Raw genomic sequence first — 3145 nt, forward strand, 5'->3', positions numbered from 1 at the left:
ACTAGCCTTAGAATCGCATACCTGAAACAGCAGGTTAACAAATTGCTACAGCTGATGTTACCCGCCGCTATCGCTCTGGGCAACACAGCTGAGCATGGTGTTAGCTAAATAAACTGAGTAACTATAGACATACCGCATTTATGAATTATTCAATTAGAGAAGCCATTTTTGAACATAAGATATTTAATGCGTATTCCGGGTGGTAACTACCACTGATTCCGGTACCAACTTACCAGGCTTTCCGATTTTGTCTTACCACTGATTCCGTTATTGACTTACCATCCACTCCGCCCATATTTACCAGCCACGATCATCATCACCTACTTTCCCTCCGTTCCTGTTTTTCTCACTCCATCATGAGAACATTTTAGAGACCTGAGTAAAAAGTCAGATTTTCAAGACAAAATCGCTTGACCTTATGATCACCTTTATGGCCATTAACAGTCTTCTTTACTTTTTAATATCAATCATTACAAGGAGATTAAATGGCAAGAAAGCGGAAAAAGGAGATTACGCCCCATAAACTTCAGGAGATCCTGCGCCTGGGGCTGAAACATCAGCTAGGTTACCGTGAGATATCCCGGAGCTGTGCAGTTTCTCATGTAACTGTACGAGCCTATCTGAAACAGGTTAAGGACGTCGGGATAACATGGGATGAGGTTGAGTCACTGGAAGAATCACGGCTTAGGGAACTTGTCCGAGGAGCCCATCGTATAGAAACCAACCATTCAAGACCAGAACCCGACTGGCAGTACATCCATAAGGAACTCAAGCGCAAAGGGGTAACCCTCCAGCTCTTATGGGAGGAATACAAAGAGCTGAACCATGATGGTTACCAGTCAACCCAGTTTTATGAGCTCTACAAGAAATGGAAAAGTACGATCAGCCCCTGGATGCGTCAGAATCATAAAACCGGTGATAAGCTGTTCGTCGATTATGCAGGGCAAACCATCCCGATACAGAGTCAAAAGACCGGCGAGATTCATCAGGTTCAGATCTTTGTTGCCGTGCTGGGTATGAGTAATTACACGTTTGCCGAAGCGACCTGGGATCAGACGATCCAAAGCTGGGTCGGATCGCATGTCAATACCTTTGAGTATTTTGGGGGCGTTCCCCGCTTGTTGGTACCGGACAATCTTAAATCGGCGGTATCAAAATCAAACCGCTATGATCCGGATATTAATCCCACCTATTATGAAATGGCATCGCATTACGGAACGGCAGTCCTGCCGGCTCGTGTGAGAAGCCCAAAGGATAAGGGGAAAGTAGAGGTCGCCGTGCAAATTGTGGAACGATGGATCCTGGCAGCTTTGAGAAATCGGACATTCTTCAGTCTGCATCATCTGAATCAGGAGATTCAACTGCTGCTGGTAAAGCTGAATGAAAAACCGTTCAAAAAACTGTCCGGTTCTCGCTACTCCTGGTTCCATACAACCGAGAAGGCCGCACTTTTGCCCTTGTCCGAATCACGTTACGAGATTGCCGAATGGAAAAACGCGAAAGTGAACATCGACTATCACGTGGAGCTTGATAAGCATTATTATAGCGTACCTTACCGATTCATCCACCGGGAAGTGCGGATCCGCCATACGAAAAATATTGTGGAGATCTTTCTCAAGGGCAAAAGAATCGCTTCTCACCGAAAAAGCAGTTTCCCCGGCGGACACACGACCATAAAAGAACACATGCCAACCGGGCACCGTGAGCATATGGAATGGAGTCCCTCTCGAATTCTCAGATGGGCGGGAAAGATTGGAGAGGCAACCACGAGTTTAGTTCATATGATCATGCACTCTCGCAGGCATCCGGAACAAGGATATCGTTCATGTTTGGGAATCTTACGCCTGGGCAAACACTATGGCGATCAGCGGCTGGAATCCGCTTGCCGGCGTGCGATAGAATTTGAAGAGTATCGATACAAATATATCAGAACCATCCTGGAAAAAGGGTTGGATAAACAGAACGCAGAATTACCGGATACCCAACCCCAACTCGACCATCGAAATGTCCGTGGCGGGACATATTTTAAATAATTCACGACAGTCAATCTGATCATATAGGAGAAACAATATGTTGAAAACACCAACCATGGAGAAATTGAAGAATTTAAAGCTGAACGGAATGCTCAGAGGTCTCGAAGAGCAGAGTTCGTCGTCAGAATATGAAACGCTCAGCTTTGATGAAAGACTCGGTCTCTTAGTCGACCGGGAAGCCATCGAGCGAGAGAACCGGCGCCTGATAACAAGACTTAAACAGGCCAAGCTGAGACAAACAGCCTGTTTTGAAGACATTGACTATCGTCACCCCAGGGGGCTTGATAAATCTTTGATGTTATCTCTTGGAACCTGTCGATGGATAAAGGAACATCAAAACATGATCATTACCGGAGCAACTGGTGTGGGAAAAAGCTATCTTGCCTGCGCTATGGCACATAGAGCATGCCTGGAAGGTTATAAATCCCGTTATTACAGAGTTTCGCGTCTATTCAGAGAACTTCATGCAGCCCAGGGAAATGGAACCTATCTGAAATTGATGACAACGATCTCGAAGTTTCAGGTTCTTGTCATAGATGACTGGGGACTTGAAAACCTGAAGGATCAACAACGAAATGATCTATTGGAAGTACTCGAAGATCGACACGGAATCCATTCCACCATCATCACCAGCCAACTACCAATAGAGCATTGGCATGAAGTCATCGGAAATCCAACAATTGCAGATGCAATTATGGACCGATTGGTTCATAATGCACATAAAATCAATCTGAATGGTGACTCGATGAGAAAAAGAAAGGCATTGTAAGATCTGTATGCCTGGCTGAAAAACAGCGTCGCTTCGCTCCGACTGGTGGCTGGCGATGCTGATATGCTGGGTGACTGATTCAAGAAGTTTTTAAATCCGTCGCTTCGCTCCGATTGATGACCGATGGGACTTGAAATTGCGATTCAAATTTACTTGTAAATAAACCGGTGAGACTGTTAATCAAATCCGGAATGAGTGGTAAGTGAATCGCCGGAACAGGTGGTCAATTTCACCGGAATACGCAGGCGACAAGTTCACCTCCAAACAGCTCTAGTTTTTTACAAAACAGCGTAAATTCCCGGCATACCTTTCGGATAGCTTGACCATAATATTTTCTAAAATC

General features: G+C 45.2%; 2 protein-coding genes. Both read left to right on the plus strand.

The window, feature by feature from the left end; all coding sequences use genetic code 11:
- Positions 1 to 485: 485 nt before the first annotated feature.
- On the plus strand, positions 486 to 2033 hold the full coding sequence (gene istA / locus V3S16_RS12700; protein WP_413885498.1) for an IS21 family transposase: 1548 nt from the start codon (positions 486 to 488) through the stop codon (positions 2031 to 2033).
- Between the two features lie 37 nt (positions 2034 to 2070).
- Entirely contained in the window at positions 2071 to 2802 is a 732-nt protein-coding gene (istB, locus tag V3S16_RS12705; protein WP_413885499.1) for an IS21-like element helper ATPase IstB, read from the plus strand.
- Positions 2803 to 3145 lie beyond the last annotated feature (343 nt).

The sequence above is a fragment of the Candidatus Desulfatibia sp. genome (genome assembly GCF_036446775.1).
In the GTDB taxonomy this organism is placed as follows: Bacteria; Desulfobacterota; Desulfobacteria; order Desulfobacterales; family UBA11574; genus Desulfatibia_A.

What these genes read in the sequence shown, in the direction of transcription:
- istA (WP_413885498.1), top strand. Translation starts at nt 486, where the DNA reads ATGGCAAGAAAGCGGAAAAAGGAGATTACGCCCCATAAACTTCAGGAG.
- istB (WP_413885499.1), top strand. Translation starts at nt 2,071, where the DNA reads ATGTTGAAAACACCAACCATGGAGAAATTGAAGAATTTAAAGCTGAAC.